This window comes from Lysinibacillus sp. BPa_S21, from assembly GCF_023337795.1.
In the GTDB taxonomy this organism is placed as follows: Bacteria; Bacillota; Bacilli; order Bacillales_A; family Planococcaceae; genus Lysinibacillus.
In genome coordinates this window covers 104,113-126,849 of record NZ_JALIRS010000001.1, presented here as the reverse complement: position 1 = coordinate 126,849, position 22,737 = coordinate 104,113, and the positions used below count along the sequence as shown (strand labels likewise).

The 22,737-nt window shown below is 35.1% G+C and carries 26 protein-coding genes; 10 read left to right on the top strand and 16 right to left on the bottom strand.

Annotated features, from left to right (window positions below; genetic code table 11):
- Window positions 1–134 precede the first annotated feature (134 nt).
- Window positions 135–1,118 (top strand): SEC-C domain-containing protein, encoded by a 984-nt coding sequence (locus tag MOK21_RS00615; RefSeq protein ID WP_249071818.1) that lies wholly within the window; start codon window positions 135–137, stop codon window positions 1,116–1,118.
- Window positions 1,119–1,394: 276 nt separating this feature from the next.
- Here the strand turns inward: MOK21_RS00615 and MOK21_RS00610 are convergent, their stop codons facing one another.
- On the bottom strand, window positions 1,395–1,586 hold the full coding sequence (locus MOK21_RS00610; protein WP_053482386.1) for a zinc-finger domain-containing protein: 192 nt from the start codon (window positions 1,584–1,586) through the stop codon (window positions 1,395–1,397).
- 157 nt (window positions 1,587–1,743) lie between these two features.
- Here MOK21_RS00610 and MOK21_RS00605 point away from each other — a divergent pair, with 157 nt between their 5' ends.
- Entirely contained in the window at window positions 1,744–2,136 is a 393-nt protein-coding gene (locus MOK21_RS00605; protein ID WP_249071816.1) for a ribonuclease HI family protein, read from the top strand.
- Between the two features lie 328 nt (window positions 2,137–2,464).
- The gene (locus MOK21_RS00600; protein WP_249071814.1) at window positions 2,465–3,103 is read left to right on the top strand and encodes a C40 family peptidase; all 639 of its coding nucleotides are present in this window, start codon (window positions 2,465–2,467) and stop codon (window positions 3,101–3,103) included.
- Between the two features lie 396 nt (window positions 3,104–3,499).
- Here the strand turns inward: MOK21_RS00600 and MOK21_RS00595 are convergent, their stop codons facing one another.
- Complete coding sequence (locus tag MOK21_RS00595; RefSeq protein ID WP_249071812.1) at window positions 3,500–4,690, bottom strand: MFS transporter; 1,191 nt, start codon at window positions 4,688–4,690, stop codon at window positions 3,500–3,502.
- Window positions 4,691–4,704: 14 nt separating this feature from the next.
- Window positions 4,705–5,103 (bottom strand): MarR family winged helix-turn-helix transcriptional regulator, encoded by a 399-nt coding sequence (locus tag MOK21_RS00590; protein WP_249071810.1) that lies wholly within the window; start codon window positions 5,101–5,103, stop codon window positions 4,705–4,707.
- Between the two features lie 380 nt (window positions 5,104–5,483).
- Here MOK21_RS00590 and MOK21_RS00585 point away from each other — a divergent pair, with 380 nt between their 5' ends.
- The gene (locus MOK21_RS00585) at window positions 5,484–6,059 is read left to right on the top strand and encodes a DJ-1/PfpI family protein (protein ID WP_249071808.1); all 576 of its coding nucleotides are present in this window, start codon (window positions 5,484–5,486) and stop codon (window positions 6,057–6,059) included.
- A 21-nt stretch (window positions 6,060–6,080) separates the two neighbouring features.
- On the opposite strand, the gene MOK21_RS00580 is transcribed toward MOK21_RS00585, so the two are convergent.
- The 4 genes from MOK21_RS00580 to coaW all read right to left on the bottom strand — a co-directional run bounded on the left by MOK21_RS00580 (window position 6,081) and on the right by coaW (window position 7,857).
- Window positions 6,081–6,365 carry a DUF3889 domain-containing protein gene (locus tag MOK21_RS00580; RefSeq protein ID WP_308221853.1) on the bottom strand — a complete coding sequence of 95 codons (285 nt, stop codon included), beginning with the start codon at window positions 6,363–6,365 and terminating at the stop codon, window positions 6,081–6,083.
- Between the two features lie 131 nt (window positions 6,366–6,496).
- The gene (locus MOK21_RS00575) at window positions 6,497–6,640 is read right to left on the bottom strand and encodes a hypothetical protein (RefSeq protein WP_185903432.1); all 144 of its coding nucleotides are present in this window, start codon (window positions 6,638–6,640) and stop codon (window positions 6,497–6,499) included.
- 19 nt (window positions 6,641–6,659) lie between these two features.
- Entirely contained in the window at window positions 6,660–6,896 is a 237-nt protein-coding gene (locus tag MOK21_RS00570) for a hypothetical protein (RefSeq protein ID WP_374110079.1), read from the bottom strand.
- Between the two features lie 124 nt (window positions 6,897–7,020).
- Complete coding sequence (gene coaW / locus MOK21_RS00565) at window positions 7,021–7,857, bottom strand: type II pantothenate kinase (protein WP_249071805.1); 837 nt, start codon at window positions 7,855–7,857, stop codon at window positions 7,021–7,023.
- Between the two features lie 563 nt (window positions 7,858–8,420).
- Here coaW and MOK21_RS00560 point away from each other — a divergent pair.
- Window positions 8,421–9,242, top strand: a complete 822-nt coding sequence (locus MOK21_RS00560; protein ID WP_249071803.1) for a squalene/phytoene synthase family protein — start codon at window positions 8,421–8,423, stop codon at window positions 9,240–9,242.
- Between the two features lie 60 nt (window positions 9,243–9,302).
- Here MOK21_RS00560 and MOK21_RS00555 read toward each other — a convergent pair whose 3' ends face one another.
- Entirely contained in the window at window positions 9,303–9,791 is a 489-nt protein-coding gene (locus MOK21_RS00555; protein WP_249071801.1) for a metal-dependent hydrolase, read from the bottom strand.
- Between the two features lie 191 nt (window positions 9,792–9,982).
- Between MOK21_RS00555 and MOK21_RS00550 the strand changes: the two genes are divergently transcribed.
- Window positions 9,983–11,227, top strand: a complete 1,245-nt coding sequence (locus MOK21_RS00550; protein ID WP_249071799.1) for a ferredoxin reductase family protein — start codon at window positions 9,983–9,985, stop codon at window positions 11,225–11,227.
- Between the two features lie 111 nt (window positions 11,228–11,338).
- The gene (locus MOK21_RS00545) at window positions 11,339–11,965 is read left to right on the top strand and encodes a nitroreductase family protein (protein ID WP_249071797.1); all 627 of its coding nucleotides are present in this window, start codon (window positions 11,339–11,341) and stop codon (window positions 11,963–11,965) included.
- 210 nt (window positions 11,966–12,175) lie between these two features.
- Here the strand turns inward: MOK21_RS00545 and MOK21_RS23965 are convergent, their stop codons facing one another.
- From MOK21_RS23965 to MOK21_RS00515, 7 genes are all read right to left on the bottom strand, one after another.
- Window positions 12,176–12,283: a putative holin-like toxin gene (locus tag MOK21_RS23965; protein WP_220443510.1), complete on the bottom strand. Its 108-nt coding sequence runs from the start codon at window positions 12,281–12,283 to the stop codon at window positions 12,176–12,178.
- Window positions 12,284–12,451: 168 nt separating this feature from the next.
- On the bottom strand, window positions 12,452–12,679 hold the full coding sequence (locus MOK21_RS00540) for a YdbC family protein (RefSeq protein ID WP_249071795.1): 228 nt from the start codon (window positions 12,677–12,679) through the stop codon (window positions 12,452–12,454).
- Between the two features lie 529 nt (window positions 12,680–13,208).
- Window positions 13,209–14,690 (bottom strand): sodium:solute symporter family protein, encoded by a 1,482-nt coding sequence (locus tag MOK21_RS00535; RefSeq protein ID WP_249071793.1) that lies wholly within the window; start codon window positions 14,688–14,690, stop codon window positions 13,209–13,211.
- Entirely contained in the window at window positions 14,690–14,887 is a 198-nt protein-coding gene (locus tag MOK21_RS00530; protein ID WP_249071790.1) for a DUF3311 domain-containing protein, read from the bottom strand. Before MOK21_RS00530 ends, MOK21_RS00535 begins: the two co-directional genes overlap by 1 nt.
- Window positions 14,888–14,932: 45 nt before the next feature.
- Window positions 14,933–15,784: a nitrilase-related carbon-nitrogen hydrolase gene (locus MOK21_RS00525; protein WP_249071788.1), complete on the bottom strand. Its 852-nt coding sequence runs from the start codon at window positions 15,782–15,784 to the stop codon at window positions 14,933–14,935.
- Between the two features lie 18 nt (window positions 15,785–15,802).
- On the bottom strand, window positions 15,803–17,422 hold the full coding sequence (locus tag MOK21_RS00520; RefSeq protein WP_249071786.1) for an amidohydrolase: 1,620 nt from the start codon (window positions 17,420–17,422) through the stop codon (window positions 15,803–15,805).
- Window positions 17,423–17,660: 238 nt separating this feature from the next.
- Window positions 17,661–17,903: a hypothetical protein gene (locus tag MOK21_RS00515; RefSeq protein ID WP_374110077.1), complete on the bottom strand. Its 243-nt coding sequence runs from the start codon at window positions 17,901–17,903 to the stop codon at window positions 17,661–17,663.
- Window positions 17,904–18,528: 625 nt separating this feature from the next.
- Between MOK21_RS00515 and MOK21_RS00510 the strand changes: the two genes are divergently transcribed.
- The gene (locus MOK21_RS00510; RefSeq protein WP_249071783.1) at window positions 18,529–19,014 is read left to right on the top strand and encodes a hypothetical protein; all 486 of its coding nucleotides are present in this window, start codon (window positions 18,529–18,531) and stop codon (window positions 19,012–19,014) included.
- A 53-nt stretch (window positions 19,015–19,067) separates the two neighbouring features.
- On the opposite strand, the gene MOK21_RS00505 is transcribed toward MOK21_RS00510, so the two are convergent.
- Window positions 19,068–20,141 carry a DUF1835 domain-containing protein gene (locus MOK21_RS00505; protein WP_249071781.1) on the bottom strand — a complete coding sequence of 358 codons (1,074 nt, stop codon included), beginning with the start codon at window positions 20,139–20,141 and terminating at the stop codon, window positions 19,068–19,070.
- 189 nt (window positions 20,142–20,330) lie between these two features.
- Between MOK21_RS00505 and MOK21_RS00500 the strand changes: the two genes are divergently transcribed.
- Together MOK21_RS00500 and MOK21_RS00495 are read left to right on the top strand one after the other, a co-directional pair.
- A complete protein-coding gene (locus MOK21_RS00500) occupies window positions 20,331–21,512 on the top strand; it encodes a pyridoxal-phosphate-dependent aminotransferase family protein (protein ID WP_249071779.1) in 1,182 nt (393 codons plus the stop codon).
- A 343-nt stretch (window positions 21,513–21,855) separates the two neighbouring features.
- The gene (locus tag MOK21_RS00495; RefSeq protein ID WP_249071777.1) at window positions 21,856–22,578 is read left to right on the top strand and encodes a hypothetical protein; all 723 of its coding nucleotides are present in this window, start codon (window positions 21,856–21,858) and stop codon (window positions 22,576–22,578) included.
- The last annotated feature ends 159 nt before the right edge of the window (window positions 22,579–22,737 follow it).

Sequence of the window (22,737 nt, the reverse complement as noted above, 5' to 3'; positions counted from 1 at the left end):
CGTCCCTCTATATTTTTCCGACATTTCAAAATAGACAATCATTTTTCTTCATACAAATGTACCGTTATTATTAATTGTATGCAATTTATTTAGCAAAATTCGACTAACAATTTTCAAAGGAAGTGTTTCTAATTATGGTAAAACGTAATGATCCATGCCCATGCGGTAGCGGCAAAAAATATAAAAAATGTTGTGAAGGTAAACAACAGGTTACCGTAGAAGCAGTAGCAATCGAAGAATTAGAGCGTGTACTACAAACATTTTACTTAGAATATCCTGAACGCAAAGATGTTCGTGCCTATATAGAGCATGTAGGTACATGGCAACCTAAATTAGAGAGCGTTCTACAAAGAGAGCTGATTGAAGCGATCGCGTTAGACGACTTCTTCTTCCATCAAGAGCCATCTATTTGGAAAGGTTACTTAAAGAAAACCAAGAAAAAAACGGTTAGACCTTCTACGGTAAAAGTATTAGAAGGCTGGACTCAACCTCGTCTATTTATTGGTTCCGTATCAGTTGTAGAAGAAAAGTATTTTAAGGCTACACATGTGTTATCAAATGAAGAAATTTATATTCGTCGTGAAAATGACAAACCAATTCCTGAAGGTATGCATGTCTTTGCATTCATCTTACCAGACGGTACAAAAAAATCAGAGCATTATTTAGCTGTTTCAACGCTTATCTTTTTCCCGGAAGATCACGCAAAGGTGTTTGAGCAATTCAAGAAAAATTTTGAGGCTTCTGAGAAGAAGGTTGGAACATTCTTAAAAGAAGAGCATCTATCCTTCTGGGCGTTACTTGTGTCAAACGGTTATAAAGGCGAGGAATTTACGAACTTTGAGAGCAATGTCATCACACAAGTTAAAGATTTCCTAGAGCAAAACGAACGCGAAACAGCCCCTATGTTAGAGCTTTTAGAAGACTATTTAATTGAAGGACAACCATCTGCGCGCAAAGAGGCTGCCATTGCCGCTGGTGCAATTCGATATGGTCAAGAAAAAGAGCTGTTCGAGCCGTTATCAATGACAGTAAAAGAAATTGCCGCGACGTTCGATATTTCAGCTTCTTCTCTCACAAAATACTATCAAGATTTAAGTAACTATGCAGAAACTAAATAATGCTTAAAATAGTGCCATACCCTCTAAACAATCTTAGCGTGTATGGCACATTTTAATTACCCATAGAAAAAAGCTACATTTTTATCGGCAATGTGCCAATAAAAAGTAGCTTTTTCTATGGTAACCAACCAATACTATTATTTCCGATCATAATGTTATTTATGCATCGAATTTAGTAAATATGATAATTTATTGCGTAAAAATAAATTTAGTTTTACTTTATTTAAACATAGTCCCTATGATTACTTTGCTACACAATTCTAATAGTAAAAACATTTATTTACTATACACCTTTAAGAGCTCTTCTCCGAGAAATTGCAGGCGCTCCCCTACTGAGCAGGCTTCAATACAGAAACGATGAGCTCCAGGTTTACCACGCTCTTTTCGTAATTGCTTTATCACTAAACAGTCAGCACAATACGTATCATGTAGTTCATCGATATCTTTCATAACCGTCACTTTATCCAATTTGAACTTTCGCTCCTTTCACGCCCAAATTTCGCTTCTTACTATTATGAAGTGAACATTTTGAACAAGCAACTATTTTGTTTTTCCATATTTAACATCAACAAAGCACTATTGATGTACAATAAGTGTAAAATCTAAATCAAAAAGTAGGGATTTAATGTTAGAAGTATATATTGATGCTGCTAGTGCCGGAAATCCTGGCCCCAGTGGTATTGGGATATTTATCAAAGGAGAAAGCCATCATATACAGATCAGTGAGTATATAGGGCAAACTAATAACCATATTGCCGAATTTACTGCCTTAGTACGCGGCCTTGAAGAAGCACGAAAACTTGGTTCAACCATAATCTCAGTGCGCTCAGATTCAAAAATTGTTGTAGCCTCTATGGAAAAAGAATATGTGAAGAACGAGGAATTTAAACCTTTTCTTGAACAGGCACTTACACTTGCAAGTAGCTTCGATTTATTTTTTATCAAGTGGGTTCCAGATACGCAAAATAAAGCGGCAGATGCACTTGCACGTAAAGCTATTCAAAAAGAAAAAAAATAAACTACAGGGACAGTCTCTTGCCTTAAACCAAGAGTCGGTCTCTCCACTTTATTCAGATACTTATTATTCCCCAATAATCTATCTTTATTCAGCAAATATTTTTGGTTGCGAAAACGAAGCATCCGCTCTATTACTCCAATCCACTTATATTACTGCATACGTTTAATAAATTCCTGACTTTTGATGATGAGCCATAAAGTTAGCGATTTCCCAACCTTTATCAGAGAAATTGTTTCCTTAATGTTATTTTATTGACATACTATTGTAATATTACAATGTTAATATCATTTATGTATTAAGCGTTAAAGCTTTTAGGAGGAAATATATTATGAAAAAGAATAAAAAGTATAGATGGGGATTGAGATTGGCTACATTGGCTTTAAGTTCATCTGTACTTTTTTCAACAATCGAAACAGCATCAGCGGCAACTTACACAGTAAAATCTGGTGATTCTTTATGGAAAATTGGCAATCAATATGGTGTTTCTTATCAGACAGTCATGAAATGGAATAACTTATCTTCTTCAACAATTCGTGTTGGTCAAAAGTTAACTATTAATGCTCCAACAACATCAGCATCCACGTCTACATCTAAACCAACATCTAAACCAACAACAAGTGTAGTACAAGTTGCTAAACAACAATTAGGCGTAAAATACACATTTGGTGGAAGTAAACCAAGTACAGGTTTTGATTGCTCAGGCTATGTTACTTACGTTTTAAATAACGCTGGTATTTCGACAGCTCGTAAGTCTGCAGCAGGTTTTTACAATTCAGCTAAAAAAATTAGTTCACCTCAAGTAGGCGATTTAGTATTTTTCTCGAATACATATAAAGCTGGTATTTCACATGTAGGTATTTATCTTGGAAATAAGCAAATGATTAGCGCAAGTGACAATGGTGTTTCTGTTGCGAACCTCAACAGCACTTATTGGAAAAACCACTTTACAGGATATGGTCGTTTATAGTGCATAAATAACAAGCAAAAAACGCTCTGAATTTAATCGGAGCGTTTTTTCTTGTAGAAAAATCATCAAACAACCTCACTTTCGGTTATTCGCTGACATTATATTCAATAAAAAGCAGACCAAATTCTTTGCAAATTAGTCTGCTTTTTAGTATTCTAATTTAACTATTTTTTCTTAACCTTAAACATATACTACTTATTTTTTCGATCAATTATACCTCAGTATAATATCGTCCCGAATAGGCTTTATGCTGACAGATGTTTTTTTGCGAAAGCGTAGTGCTAACGCAGCGGCCGCAACCGGTTTTATCTGCGCGAAAGCATAGCGGCAGCGGCAATAGCACGATGTTGGTCACTTAGTCGTTGCCACATGACGTGGTGTTCTTAGACTGAGTTCCTATATTTCAGAGGATGTTTGCCCGCTGAAAGAAGTTAAACGCATTAAATAAATGATAAAGACAATAACTAATAAGCCTGCCCCAATTAAATAAACAGAACTGTAGCCTGCTTGCACAGCCACCATTCCTAAAATATAAGAGCCAAGCGCAATACCAAGGTCAAACATCGTAAAGTACGTTGCGGTTGCATAACCACTGCGAGTGTGTGACGTAGACTGTACAGCTAATGCTTGTAAGCTTGTATTCACTGCTCCGTAACCAAATCCTATAAAGATGGCTGCAAATAAAAATAATGCCGGTCCTGAGACAAATGCGAGCATAACAAGGCCTATTGCAAAGGATATGATACCAGGAAGAATAACAAACTGCGGCCCTTTTGTATCATAAAGCTTACCTGTATATGGTCTTGTTATAAGCATTGCCGCTGCAAAAACTGCATAAAACAGACTCGCAACAGCCATTAAATCCTTTTCTTGTGCGTACACTGATAAAAACGATAAAACACTCGCGTATGAAAAAGCTACTAAACTAGCAATAGCGGCTACTGGAAGTGCATGACGTTCAAATAAATCATCAAATTTAAACGTCAATTTCCCCTGATGTTCAGGCTTAGGCAAATCATCAGTATTTATCGTTACAGCTAGAATCCCCCCTACTAATATACATATACTCATCACAATAAATAGTACATTGAAGCTACTATATTGAATAAGCAGTAAACCGATAAATGGGCCAATTACTACTGCTAAGTTAGTAGACATTGTAAAATAGCCTAGACCTGCACCTTTACGATTGGCAGGAACAATATCTGCTGCTAAAGAGCCAGCTGCCGTTGTAATAATACTAAAGAATATCCCTTGAATAAAACGGAGTCCTAGTAAAAGTCCAAATGGATGAATAAATAAATATAAAACGGTACATAAAAAATAGCCGATTATTGAAATAATTAAAAGCTTTTTCTTTCCAAAAACATCTAATAGTTTACCTGAAAAAGGACGAACAATAATGGCTGATAATAAAAACCCCGATAATAACAATCCCGCTTCTTTATCTGTTTGGTGCAGTTCACCAATCGCATAAAGCGGCAACGTCGTTACCAAGCCATAGAAAACGAAAAATACCGAGATATTTGTTAAAAAGAGACTAATAAAACGTTTCGTCCATATTTTTGTATTTCCCTCTTGCTGCATGTCAATCAACTCAATCAACCTTTCATTTTTTCCAGTAAAATCATAAATTGCTGCTGTTCCTCGTCAGTTAATGCTCCCACCATTTCTTTTTCAAAAGCTAAAATCGTTTTCTTAATAGCAGGAAAATTTTCCTCAGCATATGGTGATAAGGTAACGATTTTTTCACGTTTATCTTCACCATCAACTCTTAGCACCCAACCTAAATTTTCGAGTCGCGTAATTGCTCTAGTTATACTCGGTGCCTCAACGTTTAAATACTTCCAGATTTGTGTTAATGTCATTGGCCCATGATTATGTAAGCAATATAAAATAGTCCATTGTGAACTATACAAATTGTGCTGTTTCAGTACTTCATTTAAACAATTCGTTAAATAACGACTTTTTTGGAATAAAGCATGAAATATAGGATTCATGTTAGCAACCTCCTAAGTCTAATTTATTTACCTAGCTAAACAAATACTATACGCTTCATTTTTTTTGTTGTAAAGTATGCTGTTTGAAGGTTTGATTATCAGCGACTTTTATGGGGTTATCAGCAATTTTTTTATTTTTATCAGCGATTCTTCTGCGGTTATCAGCGATTTTTACTTTTATCAGCGATTCTCCCCGGTTATCAGCGATTTTTTACTTTTATCAGCGATTTTACTCCGGTTATCAGCGTTTTTTACTTTTATCAGCGATTCTCCCCGGTTATCAGCGATTTCCTTACTTTTATCTTTTCTAAAATATCAGAAGGAAATTTTTTGAAAGTGTCGAATTAAGCTACTAGATTACAATTAAAGGAGATGGAAGCATGGGGAAAAAGGTATTGATACTTGCAGGAGACGCTGTTGAAGCTTTAGAAATTTTTTATCCTTATTATCGTTGTCTTGAGGCTGGCTATGAGGTAACGATTGCGGCACCTTCCTCAAAGAAATTACAGACTGTCTTGCACGACTTTGTCGATGGAGTCGATACATACATCGAGCGTACAGCATATGGCTTAGAAGCACACGCATCCTTTGCTGAAGTTGACCCAGCACAATTCGACGGACTGATCATTCCTGGTGGACGTGCGCCAGAATACATTCGTTTAAATGAGCATGTTCCAGCATTAGTGAGCCATTTCTTTGAAACAAATAAACCAATCGCTGCTGTCTGCCATGCAGCTCAAATATTTGCGACCATTCCAGAGGTTCTGAAAGGCCGTGAGCTAACAGCATATATTGCTTGCAAGCCCGAAGTTCAAGTAGCAGGAGCAACGTATGTAAATGCTAATCTTCATACAGACGGTAATTTAATAAGTGGTCACGCATGGCCAGATTTACCTGGATTAATGCGAGAATTTATTAAGAAGTTAGAAATTAAAGGACGGAATGAGGATGCCTGAAAATTTAGGCATCCTCTTAATTTACGATGTGGTTTCTTGGATTTCTATCTTTTCCACTTTATTAGAATTTGTAGCAAATTTGATTCGAACGTGTACACCGAATTCCTTGTCACTTTGTTTTAGCCAAAGCTTAAATTTTTCAATAGTGGCGTCTTTAGTAACTTCTCTTCCCTCATGCAAATAATCGATGATTTTAGCTTGAGGGTATTTTGCCTGTGTTTCTTTTATCGCTACTTTTCCCCATTTTGCATGGGCAGGTATTTCTTGTTGAGCATAAGCGATTGTTGAATTAATGACAGCAAACAATACAAGAAAAATTCCAAGTTTTACACAAAGTTTTCGCAAGTAAATCCACCTCTCAAGCATAATATCGCCAAAACAGCAAAAAATAAGTGCTCCTTAAGTATTTTTCAATCTTCTTAAGGAGCTGTTTTTTATTATCTTTTACTGGATTGTTTTGGTTGTTGAGGATTGTTATGAATTACTTGATTAAATTCTGCTGAATACTCTTCGCGATCATTTCTTTTATGTGTATCTTCTTTCTTTTTCTTTTTGAAGCTTGTTTTATTCTTCTTTGCCATTATTTAAGCCCCCTGTTGATTATTTGTTTTTGTTGGACTGTTGATGTTTCTTATGGTTCGTTTTATTATCTTTATTTTTGGCTTTTGCATCAAATTCTGCACCGAATTCTTCATTTAGATTATCATTCGGATTATTGTTATTACTATTTGATTGATCGAGGTCTATTTTTTTGTAGGTATCAAAAGGATTATGCGTTCTGACATTCATTGTTTTATTGTTATTTTTATTGTTCCTATTGGTGTTTCTATTGCCCACGGATATCACCTCCTAATTGTAATTTGCTCAGGATAAAAGGATTTATGCTTTGGGGATTGCTACAGACATTACCAGTATAAAAAAAATGTACATCACTAATTTAAAATAGTAATGTACATTGTATTTAGACAATCGTATATTCAGTTATATTTAATAATGCACCGACTGCACCTGAAAAACCGTGGTCATTGATAAAGATTGGTGTATGCTTTTTCGTCCGTGTGTAATTGGCAATAACACGTGTAAGATGATCATTGTTACTTAAAGTAGAGCCAATATAAACAATATGCTGGGCATTTTTCTCTTCCGCATACTGAATACTAAGTGTAGTAATAACCTCACCGACAAGCCCTTGTACAGTTGCAATAATATCTTCTGTTGGATGTTTAACAGACTCTGTAATACCAACTTTCCCAAAATTACTGGCTGTCAATTGCCCATCAATAGGTGTGTCCATCCCTTGGTAAATATCCTTTACAAGTAAATCAATTTCTTCTCGATTACCGTTAGAAGCTAGTTTTCTTATTTCATTATAATCTGTGATACCCGTTGTAAGCGCTGACAATCCAATCAATGTTCCGCCACCAACGCCTGTCCCACCAACACGAACATGCGTATTATCTTCCATATAATGAATTGAAGTACCTGTACCAATATTCGTAATCATACTTCGCTCAAAGAAGTAACCCTCTTTATGCAACAAAAATCGAACGCCCTTCAATGTGGCTTCAAATTCTACTATATAATGAATCGATTTCATTGTTTTAATGACATCCAGTAATTGATCTGTACGCCCTCCCGTAACACCAATATCCTCAATATCTGGATGATTAATAATCCAATTTTTCACAGCTTGCAAATCATTTGACGGGAAAGTTGTTAAAACAAGCTCATTATGCTCATCTAAATAAGCAACTTTTGTCAATGTTCCGCCTGCATCAATACCTATAGCCTTTGGCATACCATTCTCCTTTGACTTTACGTACAATCTCTATTTCAGAAGGTGAGATATATACTAGATTTTGCTTGTATTCAAGAGGATTTTATAGCCTGTTGAATAACGTTCATGCCTCCACAAATGTACGGATTTCGCAAGGAGTTATTGTGCCAAAATCCGATGTATTGTATTTTAGTACCGAAGGCAAATCAACAGCTTCCATTACTCGAAAAGTGAAGTTGTTTCTTTGTCCTTTCTAAACTTTAACCCTGTTGAAATAATTGTGCAATAACTTAGCAAACTTTCATGAAAAAAATACGAAAAACATCAAATTTTTTCTATTAAACACACGATTTTCGTCGCATTTTTATAACTTTATCATTATTCTACTAAAAAAACAAAAGAAGTGGAGTGTCATTTCATTTTATGAACTACTAGTCCGCTTACCGAAAATTATTTTGCCTTTCGTCTTACTCTATACCTTTTTGAAATTAGTTGATTATAAATTGAACAATCTGTTTTATCTTTCATCATTTTTACGATACGATATACTATAGATGTGTGACCATTTGAACGGAGGAATACAATTGAAAGATCAAAAGAAACTTTATAAAGAAGCGATGCAAGTTTTAAAGGAAACTAGTCGCACTTTTTATATACCGATTACTTTTTTAAAAAATGATTTAAAAATGTCAGTGGCAGCTGCTTATTTAGCAATGCGTGCTATTGATGAAATTGAGGACCACGAAAAGCTTTCAAATGATGTAAAGTTTGATTTATTAACTGCGACAAGCGAATTATTAAAGGAAACGTTTGATGCGAAAGCATACGAAGCATTATTAGCTCCTTTCGCAGATCAGCTTCCTGAAGTATCTCTTCGTTTAGCAGATTGGCTAACTTTCTGCCCTGAGGGTTCACGTAAAATTGTTCAAGATTCAACAAGTGAAATGGCTTTTGGAATGGCTAAATGGGCTAAAGCAAACTGGCAGGTGCATACGCGAGAGGATTTAGATGATTATACATACTACGTAGCAGGGCTTGTTGGGACAATGCTGTCAGAGCTTTGGGCGTGGGGTGCAGACATTCAAACAGATCGCGATTTAGCTATTGGCTACGGTCGAGGTCTCCAAGCAGTTAATATTTTGCGTAATCAGCACGAGGACATGGATGAGCGCGGCGTAAGTTTCGTTCCTGATGGCTGGACACGTGATGATTTATTTGCATATGCAGAAGAAAACCTTGCGAAGGCAGATCTTTATATGAAGGATATTAATAAACGTACGGTACTATTATTCTGTCGTTTACCGCTAGCATTAGCACATAAAACTTTGAAGGCAATGCAAGAGGGTCGTGAAAAAATGTCAAGAGCAGAGGTTGAGAAAACAGTCGAAGAGGTTCAGGCTGACTAGTGCTTTCACCTTTTTAAAAAGCCCCAGTATGAGAAAAATTCCATACTGGGGCTTTTTACATTAAAAGTTCTGAATTAGATTCATCATAATTTCATAGCTAAAAAAGACTGAAAGCATTGTTAACATCATAAACACTACCTTTTCCGCTTTACTACCCGTTTTTGTAGTAATAGGTAGACGTACTGAAATGGTTACTGGGAAGAAAAGCTTAACACCCTTCTTCGTCCCCATATCAAGAAAAATATGACTTGCCATCCCTATTAAAATACCAGCTGTTACGGGTTCGTAAGGTACAAATATATGTAGTAGCAATGCGACTAAAAACAAAAAAAGCAAACTATGTGTAAAGGAACGATGCCCAAATAGCATATTGACGCTTTTTGAAATGATCGGAAACTTCCTCCCGATTTTGCTTCCACCATGGCAAATATCTGGAAGTAATGCACCAATAACGCCTGCTCCTACTAAAATAAACGGATTATCATTCGAAATTTGTGCAAAGGCTAGGCTTGCAGTGATGCCTCCAACAATATGTGTATTCCCTTGCATTATTTATGTCTACTCCTTATGTCTCTATATTTTTACCCTTCTTAATTTAACACACTCTACCGTAAAAGGGAACATATATTCCGAACGTACAATCCCTTTTTACTCCCGAAGTTAAAAATATCAGAAACATTTCAGGTTCCACTTGTATATATAGGATGAATAGAGATAAAAATGAATAGTGGAGGTTATTTATGAAATCTATCAAAGGAATTTTGTTTATTATACTAATCATGAGTAGTAGTGCTTTACTGTGGTATTTTGCTACACCTATAGAGCCGATCCAGACGGTTAATAGGCTTAGTCACGTGATTGGAGGCATGGCCATTACGGGCTTCTTTCTTGTCTTTTTGTTAGCAACAAGAATGAAGATTTTTGAACGCTGGTTTCATGGACTAGAGAATGTTTATTTTTATCACAAATATATAGCCATATTTTCACTAGTGTTGGTGATTATTCATGGGCAATTACAAGGTATAGTACCCCGCTCAGATAAAGTAGAAAGAACTTCATTCAGCGAATTAGCGAAAGAACTGGGGTCACTAGGCCAATATGGTTTCATAGCACTTATTTTGATTGCACTTCTTGCTAAATTTCTAAAATATGAACACTGGCGGATCTTCCATCGATTATTGCTGATCCCTTATGCATTCGGAATTTATCATGCTTATTTTTCAAGCAGATACGATTTATTACAACCTACACCTTTAGGAATTTTTACCGCAATAACGATGACTATTGGGTTTATGTCAGCATTATATATGTTGACAATGTATCAGGATATGTTTTTTAAATATAATGGTAAGATTACCGGGATTAAAAAATTGGGCTCCGATGTTATCGAACTAGAGTTAACACTTGATAAAAAAATCTCTTATCGACATGGACAATTTATTTTTATAAAGATTTTACAAGATGGCATAGAGAAGGCGCCTCATCCGTTTTCTATTTCAGGTGGCGATGGAAAAAAAGTATTTATTTCTATTAAGGCACTTGGTGATTACACAAAAAAAGTATATGATGCCGTTCAACTGAATACACCAGTCGTACTTGATGGTCCTTACGGTCATTTAAACTTTGAAAATGGTACGCAACAACAAGTATGGATAGCTGGTGGTATAGGCATTACCCCATTTTTATCGTATTTGCAATCACAGCCCGTTGATCGAGATATTGAGTTATTTTACACGTATCATGGTCAAGGCAACGCTATCTATAAAGAGTTTTTACAAGATTATGCACAAACTAACGAACAGTTTAGCGTGAACTTTATTGATACTAGTCAATCGGACAGGCTTTCATTTGAAAATTTTTCAGTTCCCCCGCAAACAAGTATTTTTATGTGTGGCCCTGAAAAAATGCTAAAACATTTTAAAAAGCAATTGAAATCCTGCAATAAAGATATAAGCGTCGACTTCGAAGCATTTAAATTTAAATAATTAATAAAAATAGGTAATTCAAGAATCTCAAATTCGAGCAATTTACTTGGAATATTAAAAAGTATATCGTATAGTAAATTATCATTAAAAATAAAGGAGATTTTTTAAACGATGCCTACAACTAAAAGTTATTTAAATAAAGTAATGCACGATCGTAAATCTGTTCGTAAATATGAAGCAAATTTTAAAATTCCTCAATCTGATTTGGAGGAATTACTTATAGAGGCAACAACCGCTCCATCATCAAGTAATTTACAACCTTGGCGCTTTTTAGTGATCCAAGATGAGGCAGTAAAAAAAGAACTACGTTTGATTGCTAATAATCAAGAGCAAATAGAAACTGCGTCTGCCATTATTGCCGTACTAGGCGATACTGCAATGTACAACAATGTAGAAAAGATCTATACGAAAAACTTTGAGCTTGGCTTTATGGATGAAGCAACAAAAAATATGATGATTGAAAATTCATTAAAGCTCTATCCAAACCTTCCTAAAGAAATTCTAAAAAATATAGCTACATTTGATGCGGGCTTAATTTCTATGCAAATCATGCTGTTAGCAAAAGATATGGGCTATGATACAGTTACAATGGGTGGCTTTAATAAAGAGGCTTTTGCGAAACGCTTTGAATTAACAGATAATCTAGTGCCAATCGTCTTAATCGCTGTCGGAAAAGCAGCAGCACCAGCTTACGGCTCATCCCGTTTAGTGCTAAATGACATTGCAAAATTCATTTAATCCAGAGAAAAGATTGTAGCAACTACGCCTGGTCTGAAATGCCACTGAATAAAGAAAAATGTTTTTTTCGAATAAATATGATACACTAAATATAGAATAAAAAAGACTGGATGCGTCAACATCCAGTCAAAGCAACAATCATGCCGCAACCATAGCGGCTGACCAAGTTAAAGTTGTAGCAATTGCCACCTTACTTAGCCGGCAGGGTGGCTATTTCTTTTTATTTTGAGAGACAATAATGCTAAGCATCAGTGTCAGTACTGCAATTAGCAAAAGGCTACACTGCACAATCAAACTGAATGCCTCAAATACTGTCATCCGCCTCACCCCCTTTCAAAAGGGAGTTCAGCCGCCACCTGCATTATGAATTGTTGCTATTGTTAGTCTAACAATTTTACGAAATATATTCTATGAAAAGTCCTCAGAAAATTCAAAATTACCACTCGATTACGTAATTAAAACAACACTTTAAAGTAGCTCTGTACATTATTCTAAGCCCGACAATTTAGCTAACGACTCTTTCAAAACTTGTAATTCAGACAGTGACAACGTAACACCCTTGCCCATTTTTGTATGATCCTCTGACCAATCTCTAATGTCGTATTTCGGTTCACGACCATTCCAGCTAATTAAATTCAATTCTTTTTTCCAGCCTTTATTGCCTTCCGATAATACCGCAATTGTTTCAACAATTTCGTATTTAATTTCTGCCATATTCATTCCTCCTTATTGTATCTGTAATAAGAACTATATCTTGAAATAATAGGATTATCAAACGTGACAACGCTAAAAATAATTACTCTTCCTAAGAAACATAAAATGCGTCAGGGTTATTCTAGTTCTTCCGTCAAATTAATTTTTTCACTTGTGTATCTTCTTCCTTGGCTCCCATAAAGCCGTATATCCGTTCATTATTGAGTAATCATATAAATCCACAAGTTTTTTATTTTCATATGTATAGAAATAAGTTGATTTTCTCTAACAATTGACTCTTTTGTTGCATAATTTACATATGCAAGTACAAAAACCTCTTTATACCCTTTAAAGGGAAAAGAGGTTTTGAATTTTATATAATATTATCACACACAATAAAAATCAATTTCATTATCACCATGTAAAGGGGTAGACTTTCAGAACTGATGCTCAAAAGGCTCAGCTTGCCCCTCTCCCATACCTCATTTAAGCGCTCCCAAATTAGACAATCTAATTTAGAAAAATAATATATGATATGTTCAAGTCATTTTTATACTAAAAGTGTATCAATCTCGTCCTTCTCTTTCGCAACTAAATGATTGGTTGCAAGGCTAACTACAATAGCTACTGCCAAGTTAAGAATAACAGCAATCATTCCTGTGCTAATGTCATTAATGACGTGTGGGATGTTCGGGAAAAAGTCAATTAGTTTATGTGATGTTATAGCACCATAAAATACGATTCCTACACCGGTTAAAATTCCAGCCATTGCACCGATTTTGTTAAGAATCCTATTTTTACTGAAACTAAAAAGAAGTGCTGGGACAAGTTGGGTTATTAAGCTATATGACATTATATTTAAGATTGCTAGTGCATCTCCTCCAGTTATTGTGAAAATGAATGCAATCAAAATTATAGCAAACACAAATATTTTTGAAGCAAATAACTGTTGGCTATCTGTTGCCTTAGGGTTTACAAGCTTGTAAAATCCTGTCATTAATCCAATTGAAGCAGACATTAACATAACAGATGCTGGTACTAAAGCAGTTAATAATCCAGCAGCACCGACAACGCCTACTATCCAAGGATCAAATGTTTGAATCGTTAATCGGAGTAACGATAAATCTCCTTCAGCCCCTTGCAATCCTGGAATCTCTATAATGGCTGCAAAACCAATAAAAAATGCGAATAAGAGTAATAGCGTATATAAAGGTAAGGTAATGGCATTTTTCTTCAATGCTTTTGCACTCTTAGATGACAATAATACAGAAAAAGAGTTTGGTAATAAATAGAATCCGAATGCATTTAATATAATGGTTGAGACAAACCAAGAAATACTTAATCCTGAACTAGCGAGAGTTAAGCTTTCCGGTTTTATTTTTTCTACAGCTTCAAATAGAGGTTGTACGCCTCCAAAATAATGGTATGGAATATATATACCTAAAAATACAATGACTCCCAATATCATGATATCCTTTAATACAGCAGTCCAAGCAGATCCGTGGATACCTGAAATAGTAACATAAATTGTAATAATTATAGCACCAATTGTACTAGCCATAATTGGGCTAATCCCTCCGTAGGAAGCCTCCGAAACAATAATGCCTAACCCTTTTAATTGTATAACTATATATGGAATTAATGCGATAGCACCTAAAAACGATACAATTAAACCCAATAATGGACTTTTATAGAAGGAAGCAAAATATTCTGGTTGAGAAATAATATGATGATCTTTAGCATAATTCCAAATCTTTGGTGCAATCCAATAAGATAAAACATAAGCTAAACAAATATATGCAGGCACATAAAAAGCAGCGGCTCCATTCGAATAAGCCCAACCGCTACCACCAAGGAATGTAAAGGTAGTATAAACTTCCCCAGCAATTAGAAGGAAAACGAATAATGTACCAAAGCCCTTATTACCAACAGCAAATTCATCTACATTCATTTTTTTCCCATGTGTTGCTCGGATACCAAGGAAAAGAGCAATCAATGCAAATGCAAAAATAATCAGTAAAGCTATATTCATTATTCATCGCCTCCTTGGTTTTCAGGATCCAATTTATACACAATCGCTAACACTAATGACGATAAAATCATCCATAAGATAATCCAGAACAGGAGAAACGGTAAACCAACAATATAAGGCTCTATTTTATTTGCAAAAGGCAAACATAAGCACATTCCGATAAACGGTATCACCAATAACAGTTTAACGTTTTTCATATAAGCCTCCTTTGAATTCCCTCTTTATCAAAGCAAAACACGGTTTCATAATTTATAAATGTCTTTTCTACGGATACGATCTTTATAAGTTGTTGCAGTCCCAGTTTTACGATTTACGTAAAGTTCTTCAAGAGAAAGTTCAGCTGTGACAACTGTACTTGATTTACTTGTAGTTTCTGCAATCACGCCATTTTTTGTCCAAGGTAAGTCAGCAGGCCCAATAATAGCACTGGTCCCAAATCCGTTTTGAATGGGGCCTTGGATTTCGCCAATCGTAGGGCAATGAACGACATAGAGTTGATTTTCAATACTTCGAGCATGAGCACAATGGCGAACCCTCCAGAAACCGTGTTCAGAGGACGTATAGGAAGGACAAAAGATAATATCGGCACCTTTTCGACTATAAATATGTGCAATTTCTGGGATCTCTATTTCATAACATATGGCAATACCAAATATTACTGGCCCAATTTTGAAAATTTCCAATTCATCTCCCTCTATAGTGTTCCAAGCAGATTCAGCAGGGAAAATATGTGTCTTCCGATGTTTTAATACATTACCTTCTCCATCAAAGATATAGGACGTATTGTAGTTTCCTCTAGAGGTGGGTTCAATTGTAGAACCTGCAATAATAATCTGTTTTCTTTTCTGTGAAAGATTATTAAAAAATTCAAGATAATCATCTAAAAAGAAACCTAGTTTCTCTTTATCTTTTTCTGTAAATTGATTGTAATTGTTATAAGTTGTTAATAAAGACATAGTTAATAACTCTGGTAAGAGAACATAATCACTTGAAAGTGGCACTTCATTGAATGCATATAAAATTTGGTCTTTAAAAGAAGAAAAATTATCAAACTTTTGCAATTCAAATTGACAGCTTGAAATTTTTATTGTCATAAAAGTCCCCCAGCCTCATCACTTTATTTTCGTTTTAGAGCGTTCGAAAAGAATATCACCATCTAGTATTGTTAATTCGACTTGAATATCTTTTAATTCTTGTGGAGAGGTTTTCAAAATACTTCGATCAAGTACAATCATATCTGCTAATTTACCGGGCTCTAAACTCCCCTTTATATCCTCGTCAAAACTTGCATATGCCCCGTTATAGGTATATAGACGAATGGCTTCAAGAACATCTATTTTTTGTTTTTCACCAAAGGAAGTTCCATTGGAAGTGCGTCGATTGACCGCTTCGTAAATTCCAATAAAAGGATTGTAAGTTGTAACTGGTGAGTCTGACCCCGCAGCAGCAATAATTCCTTGATCAATAAAGTCTCTTGCAGGATACATAAAATCCGTACGTTCACCGTAGTTCATTAAATAACTTTCACCAAATTCATACGGAAATGGTGGATTAGGTATTGGAATCAGCTTTAACTCTTTCATCCGTCGCTGTAAATCAGGGCTTGAGATACCAGCGTGTTCAATGCGATGTCTATGATTTTCACGTGGATTTTCTTTTAAAGCACGTCCTACAACATTCAAATACATTTCGATTGCTTGATCGCCTTGTGCATGTACAGTAATTTGATAGCCTAATTCATGCGCTTTACCCAGCACCTCATAAATTTCATCCTCAGTGTAATATAAGATTCCATGATCATCTGGATCGCTAGTATAACCTTCACGTGTAGCAATAGTTGGACCTGTACTACTACCATCCGTAAACAATTTAGCAGGACCCACTTTAAAGAATTCATTTCCAGTTCCAGTTACCACCCCAGATTCCATCATATTCAAGGTGAACTGTTTACAGTCATTTATACTAGCAATCATCGCATAGACACGAATCTTCAAGTCTCCTTTTTGGGAAGCTACTTGTAACATTCGGTAATTTTCTTTTGTAAACGTTCCAGCTTCATGAACGCTAGTAATGCCCACTTTTAAGAAATGTTGCTGCGCGATTTGAATAGCTTGATAAATTTCTTCATTTGAAAAAGCCGCATACCTATTGAACTGCATATAAGCATTTTCGATCAATCGACCAGTAAGTTGACCTTTTGCATCACTTTCAATTAAACCTCCTGGAGGATCAGGTGTTGTTTCGTCAATATCTGATAGACGTAAAGCAACTGAATTGACAATTCCTATGTGGGCGCAAGTACGGGTAATTGCAATCGGGTGATCTACCGAAATGTTGTCCAATTCTTCCAGATTAGGATATCTTTTTTCCTTAACAAATTGTTCATTGAAACCCCAAGCACGAATCCACTGACCCTTTGGTGTAGTAGCAGCTTTGTTTTTTAAAGCAGTCAAAATTGCATCTACGGAGTCTAACCCAGGCTCTTTACAGCTGATACTGAGTTGAGAAGTTCCATACATGACCAGATGTAAGTGAGCATCTATAATTCCTGGTAGAATTGACTTTCCTTCCAAGTCAATTACTTGTGTAGAATCACCAATTAATTCTTTAATCTCCTCATTCGAACCCACTGCTAATATCTTGTTATCAGAAATCGCTATAGCCTCATGGATAGAATCTTGTCCATCTACAGTAATTACTTCACCATTAAAAAAAGCAATGTTCGCTTGCATCTAAATCCCCCTTGTTATAAATTTGAATATTCTAAAAAATGAATATGTTAGTCATCTATTTTACCAAAAATAGATGGTCTTATATTTTTACAAAAAGGTAATTATTTTTACTTATTTTTAGACAAAAGGTTAAATGGTTAATATTCTGCAACTATAAAAAGCCTAATTTAAAAAATTGATACTACAGTAAAAAAGAACCTCCATTTTTATGGAAGTTCTTTTTAAATGCTTTCTTCTTCTATACTAAGCCTCTTGAAAGACGAATTTCTCTTGGGCAATCTAGCCATATTTTATAATCATATTTGTCAGCCAGTTCTTTTCGAATGGTATACACCCCTTCGATTATTACAATGCCACCAATTGGAACAGTATGCCATTCAGCTAAGCTATCCATTTCCCAATCATATCTTTGGTAACATCCCTCTTTTTCTTGGCATAGAGGTTCTAACACCCAACCTAATGCTATCATACATTTCCACATCTGCGATACAAACCCTTTAATACCAACATTTTTGTTTCGACTCTGATTCGCTAATGTTGGATACTTTCCAATACTTAGAACCCCACAAGATGATTCAATTATCAAGTTTAAAGAAAGTGTGAAATCATCTAATCACATACTCGCAAGTGATGCTTATCATTATTTAAATAAATGATTAACCTTTCTAAACTGCCAATTTCACTTTCCAACATTATTTTTTCGTGTTGAATTCTGAATTGTTACCATGTTTTGCACATACAATTCAATTGTAATAAAGGATTTCTCGATTCTTTATCTGCCTAATTATTATCTTTTCTTCATATCTTTAAAAGAAAGATTACAGCATATAATGTACTCTGCCGTACTTCCTTTACAGTGTTCGTAGTATCTACAACAAAAAAATTTTATAAAATGATTCTTCACCACTAGATTCCCGATAATTCCAAAACCCTTTCTAATATTTCGATCAATAATTTATCAAAATTTATCACTAAAATAATATAAATATCCCCATAAATAGTAAATATATATCTTTTCCATAAAATACCTGATACTATCCGCTATAGATTTAGCATTTTAGTATTGTTATTATTATGAAGTATTTTTTTTGAAAGGAGGTTTTTCAATGTACAATTCTTATTATTATAATGATACAGATGCCTTTTTTGCTGGTTTCTTCCTTATTATTATGTTAATTTTCCTTGTAATGGCTATTGTAGGCTATATTATTAGTTCACTTATTTATTATCAGGCATCAAAAGCAAATGGCTTTGATGATCTTGCCTATGTCGCTTGGATTCCTATTATTAACGTTTATAGCCTTTTCTTATTAACAGCAAAAGGTGATGATGACGTAACAGTTCGGGCTGAAGCGAAAAAGAATGTTCTAATTTATGCTGGATTTTTACTGGTCTCATTCATTCCATTTATCGGTTTACTCGCCTCGTTAGGTCTTGGTGTTTATGTTTTGTATTTCACATATCGCCTGTTCTATCGTTGGTCTGGTGAGCCTGGGAGAGCCGTACTTTATATTATTTTAACGTTCATTACATTCGGACTTTTCTATTTTATCTATGGCTTAATCAAAATGAATAAACCTTTCGTTGCATAATTACATATGCAAAGACAAAACCTCTTTACGCCTTTTATAGGATAAAGAGGTTTTCACTTATTTTGTAATTTTACACTATAGTGTCTCATTGACTTAGGAATACCTTTTAGTGCAAGCACTCCACTATAGACTAAAAATCTTATTCTATATTCTAAAAAGAAGACACTTGGAAGCTCGTTCACTAAAGCTAAGAGTTCCGCAATCACTGTTCCTGTCTTTATAAAATCTTTTGCTGTTTGTTCATTATGTAACCTGTCTATTGTTTCTATAATAAGCAGATCAAAATAATTTTCTGGTACACCTTTTATTTCATTATTAATCCATAGGCGCAGAACATCTTTTGTTTGCGATAATATTTCCCATTCATTTTGGAAAGTAAGACGTTCCTGGATCGTTAGTGGCTTTTTCCCTTCTAAATCCCTAAATAGCTTCGCCAATTGCTGTGAACAAAGATGACTTGTATTCACACAATGGTCTGTTGTATTTATAAGAAAAATCTCATTTGATTTATCTCGTAATAAATAAAGAAAAAAACGAAGCCCACATTGTTCATCGGCATTATTACCATACCAAATATAGATAGGAACATGATTTGAAATATCCTCTATTTCACGCAATGTATTCATAAACTTATTTTGAATAACATCTTCCTGTTCGTCGTTGATATTTTCGATTAACCAATCATTTCGGAAGGCTTGACCTCTTTTCTCCTCTAGCTTCCACAATGGTCCCATTGACAAGCAATCAGGGAAACCAATCACATGTTTAGGTGGTGCAAGCGCTACTCTCACTGAACCAGCAGCAGATTCAGAACTCACGATATGAACTGCCTGAGTTATTAATCGTTGGTCCATAAAACGATATTTTTGTATACAGTCATTCATGATTTCTACAATGTCGTATAATCGATCTTGCTCTAAATAGAATCCCCTACCCTCAATTGCTTCACTTTCTTCATGGTTGAATCTTTCAAATATAGATTGTTGCGGTAATGTATATACCTCCCATTCACTACTATCTATTAAATCTGAAGCGTTTATATAATTAGATGTTTTCATATGATAGACAAAAACCAAATTTGACTCCAATAATAAGTAAATATATGGATATTTCACTCTCGATTCCATCACTCACCCCTTCTTTCTATATAAATTTTACCATAGTAAAGAAAAATAGGAACTATTCGTTGTTTCTACCCTCTAACGAACTTGATCTATCAAATTTAAAAAAAGAAGTTAGCAATAGAAAAAGTATGCTATATTATAGTTAGAATATTTCAAATTTACATTTTTCAATAACAAAGGGGTTTGATGATTGTGTATGAAAATATTTTAAGACATCCTGGACCTACACCCATTCCGAAAAAGGTTCAGCTTGCGATGAGTCACGATATTATTAGTCATCGTAGCAATGAATTTGTAGAGCTTTACCGTAAAACAATTGAGTTAGTGAAACCTGTTTTTGGGACAAAACAGGATATTCTACTCCTTCCATCAGGTGGTACAGCAGCTTTAGAGGCTGCGGCGGTTAACACCGTTTCTGCTGGTGAAAACGTTGTTGTAGTCACTGTTGGGGCGTTTGGAGACTATTTCGTTTCAATTTGTGAGAAATACGGCTTTCATGTACATAAGCTTGAAAAAGAATGGGGACAAGCTTGCACTGCTAAAGAACTGCGAGAATTCTTGCAACCTTTGAAAGATATTAAAGCTGTTTTTGTTACATACAATGAAACTTCGACTGGTATCTTAAACCCAATCGCTGAATTAGCACAAGTTGTACGTGAGGAAACGGATGCATTATGTATTGTCGATGGTGTAAGTTGCATTGGTGGAGCTCCTGCTGAAATGGATGCTTGGGGAATCGATATTCTTGTTACTGGTTCCCAGAAAGCTATGATGTTACCTCCAGGTCTTTCTCTTGTCAGCGTTAGTGATAGAGCTTGGAACGTTATGGAAGAAAATAGTACACCGTCTTATTATTTAAACTTATTAAGCTATCGTAACTGGGCAGAAAAAGGGATGACGCCAAACACGCCTACTGTCACACTTATATATGGACTTCACGAAGTATGTAAACTTATAGAGGAAGAAGGAGGCTTCGAAAAAACTGTTGCCCGCCATGAACTAATGAAAAATATGGTTCGTCATGCCATGAACGCCCTTAATATTGAACTTCTCACTAATGATGAGCATGCTTCTCCGACCATTACAGCAATTATGGCACCGAAAGGGATTGCACTCGGTGACTTCTTGACACATTTAAAGCAACAATATCATTTAGATTTCGCTGGAGGACTTGGTCATTTGCAGGGTGAAATTTTTAGATTCGGTCATATGGGCTATTGTTTCCCAAGTGATGTTTTACAGGCCGTTTCTTTAATGGAAGCTGCACTTCAAGACTTTGAATATGACTTTGAGCCAGGTGCAGGTGTACGGGCAGCACAGGATGTATTTTTAACCGCTCAGCGAAAACAATGCAAAGATCAAGTGAAACTTTAATTAGCGGGCTTCTTCATTCCCTCTTCACCGGCACTTGCCGCTAGATTATGCGGGATAGAACTTCAAACCTCCAAATCTATATATGGATTTGGAGGTTTGTTTATTTATTGCCCCTATTTAATCTCAAATTGAGTGTGTGGCTGCACTTAAGTCCTCGATTTATCATCCAGCGTATATATAAACTCACTTATATTTTCCCACATTAAGAAACTCTATAGATATCCAATACCCTTAGACGTACAAAAGAAATATCTTAATCTGCAAAACAGGAGTATTAATCTGTAAAAAATTGATTTTGTTGGGATTGCAATGATATAATTGCCTGAAATGGAGGGGGATTTTTTTGAAAAGAAATTTTTTGTATTTTTTTATGATTACCATAGTTTTATCAGTCATTTTTAGCGGTGTCAAACCACAAGAAACAAAAGCAGCAACTATACTAAACCTTGACCCCGAAAATCTCACTAAAGAAGATACAACTTCAGGGAGCGACCAACGCTTAGATACGTTCTTAAATAAAATGTTTAGCGTTAATGATATGTTTAATAACAAGGAGCTAATAAAGCATTTTCCTCTAAACCGCGATTCCCATATTAAGAAATTAGAAAAAAACATTTTTAAACTGTCTGAAGCTAAGAAAATAGTTGATGGTCTAATGAAAATGCAAGATAAGATAAGACTTGGAGAAGCCTTCTACTATACAAAGGCAGAAATATATGAAATTTTATCTCCAGGATTCACACCTAAATATATTGATAAATACATTAAAGAAGATATGATGCTTACGCAAGATAACAAATATATATTTAAAGGCACTGATGATATAAGATTAAATCCAAACACAATCTTTATGGATTCCTGGGCAGAAAATCAGTACGTAAAAAAACCTACTGTAACTTATAGCACAAAGGATGGTAAAGAATATCTACTTATCTCTCAATACCGCAAACCTTTCAAAAGTATGTTATCTTCCCACAATGGATTTTACGACGACCTGTATTTAATAAAAGAAAATTCAAAATCTAATTGGAAAGCATATGATTTTAAACACCCAACAACAAAATAAATCAAAAATAGAAAGTGAACTTCTTGTTCACTTTCTATTTTTGATTTTACCCCTCTTCAATCATCCCAATCATTGGACATCAAGTGGGCCATCTCTTTCTCCCTCCTCTTCCTCACCCCGAAGCATAGTCAATGAGTCCTGATTGATTTTTGTTCCGCA

Coding starts and splice junctions, on each gene's coding strand:
- MOK21_RS00555 (WP_249071801.1), bottom strand. CDS start 9,791: ATGCAAGGGAATACACATATTGTTGGAGGCATCACTGCAAGCCTAGCC.
- MOK21_RS00520 (WP_249071786.1), bottom strand. CDS start 17,422: ATGCAAGCGAACATTGCTTTTTTTAATGGTGAAGTAATTACTGTAGAT.
- MOK21_RS00535 (WP_249071793.1), bottom strand. CDS start 14,690: ATGAATATAGCTTTACTGATTATTTTTGCATTTGCATTGATTGCTCTT.
- MOK21_RS00605 (WP_249071816.1), top strand. CDS start 1,744: ATGTTAGAAGTATATATTGATGCTGCTAGTGCCGGAAATCCTGGCCCC.
- MOK21_RS00545 (WP_249071797.1), top strand. CDS start 11,339: ATGCCTACAACTAAAAGTTATTTAAATAAAGTAATGCACGATCGTAAA.
- MOK21_RS00585 (WP_249071808.1), top strand. CDS start 5,484: ATGGGGAAAAAGGTATTGATACTTGCAGGAGACGCTGTTGAAGCTTTA.
- MOK21_RS00600 (WP_249071814.1), top strand. CDS start 2,465: ATGAAAAAGAATAAAAAGTATAGATGGGGATTGAGATTGGCTACATTG.
- MOK21_RS00530 (WP_249071790.1), bottom strand. CDS start 14,887: ATGAAAAACGTTAAACTGTTATTGGTGATACCGTTTATCGGAATGTGC.
- MOK21_RS00590 (WP_249071810.1), bottom strand. CDS start 5,103: ATGAATCCTATATTTCATGCTTTATTCCAAAAAAGTCGTTATTTAACG.
- MOK21_RS00615 (WP_249071818.1), top strand. CDS start 135: ATGGTAAAACGTAATGATCCATGCCCATGCGGTAGCGGCAAAAAATAT.
- MOK21_RS00515 (WP_374110077.1), bottom strand. CDS start 17,903: ATGTGGAAATGTATGATAGCATTAGGTTGGGTGTTAGAACCTCTATGC.
- MOK21_RS00510 (WP_249071783.1), top strand. CDS start 18,529: ATGTACAATTCTTATTATTATAATGATACAGATGCCTTTTTTGCTGGT.
- MOK21_RS00505 (WP_249071781.1), bottom strand. CDS start 20,141: ATGGAATCGAGAGTGAAATATCCATATATTTACTTATTATTGGAGTCA.
- MOK21_RS00525 (WP_249071788.1), bottom strand. CDS start 15,784: ATGACAATAAAAATTTCAAGCTGTCAATTTGAATTGCAAAAGTTTGAT.
- MOK21_RS00595 (WP_249071812.1), bottom strand. CDS start 4,690: ATGCAGCAAGAGGGAAATACAAAAATATGGACGAAACGTTTTATTAGT.
- MOK21_RS23965 (WP_220443510.1), bottom strand. CDS start 12,283: ATGACAGTATTTGAGGCATTCAGTTTGATTGTGCAGTGTAGCCTTTTG.
- coaW (WP_249071805.1), bottom strand. CDS start 7,857: ATGCCAAAGGCTATAGGTATTGATGCAGGCGGAACATTGACAAAAGTT.
- MOK21_RS00540 (WP_249071795.1), bottom strand. CDS start 12,679: ATGGCAGAAATTAAATACGAAATTGTTGAAACAATTGCGGTATTATCG.
- MOK21_RS00550 (WP_249071799.1), top strand. CDS start 9,983: ATGAAATCTATCAAAGGAATTTTGTTTATTATACTAATCATGAGTAGT.
- MOK21_RS00575 (WP_185903432.1), bottom strand. CDS start 6,640: ATGGCAAAGAAGAATAAAACAAGCTTCAAAAAGAAAAAGAAAGAAGAT.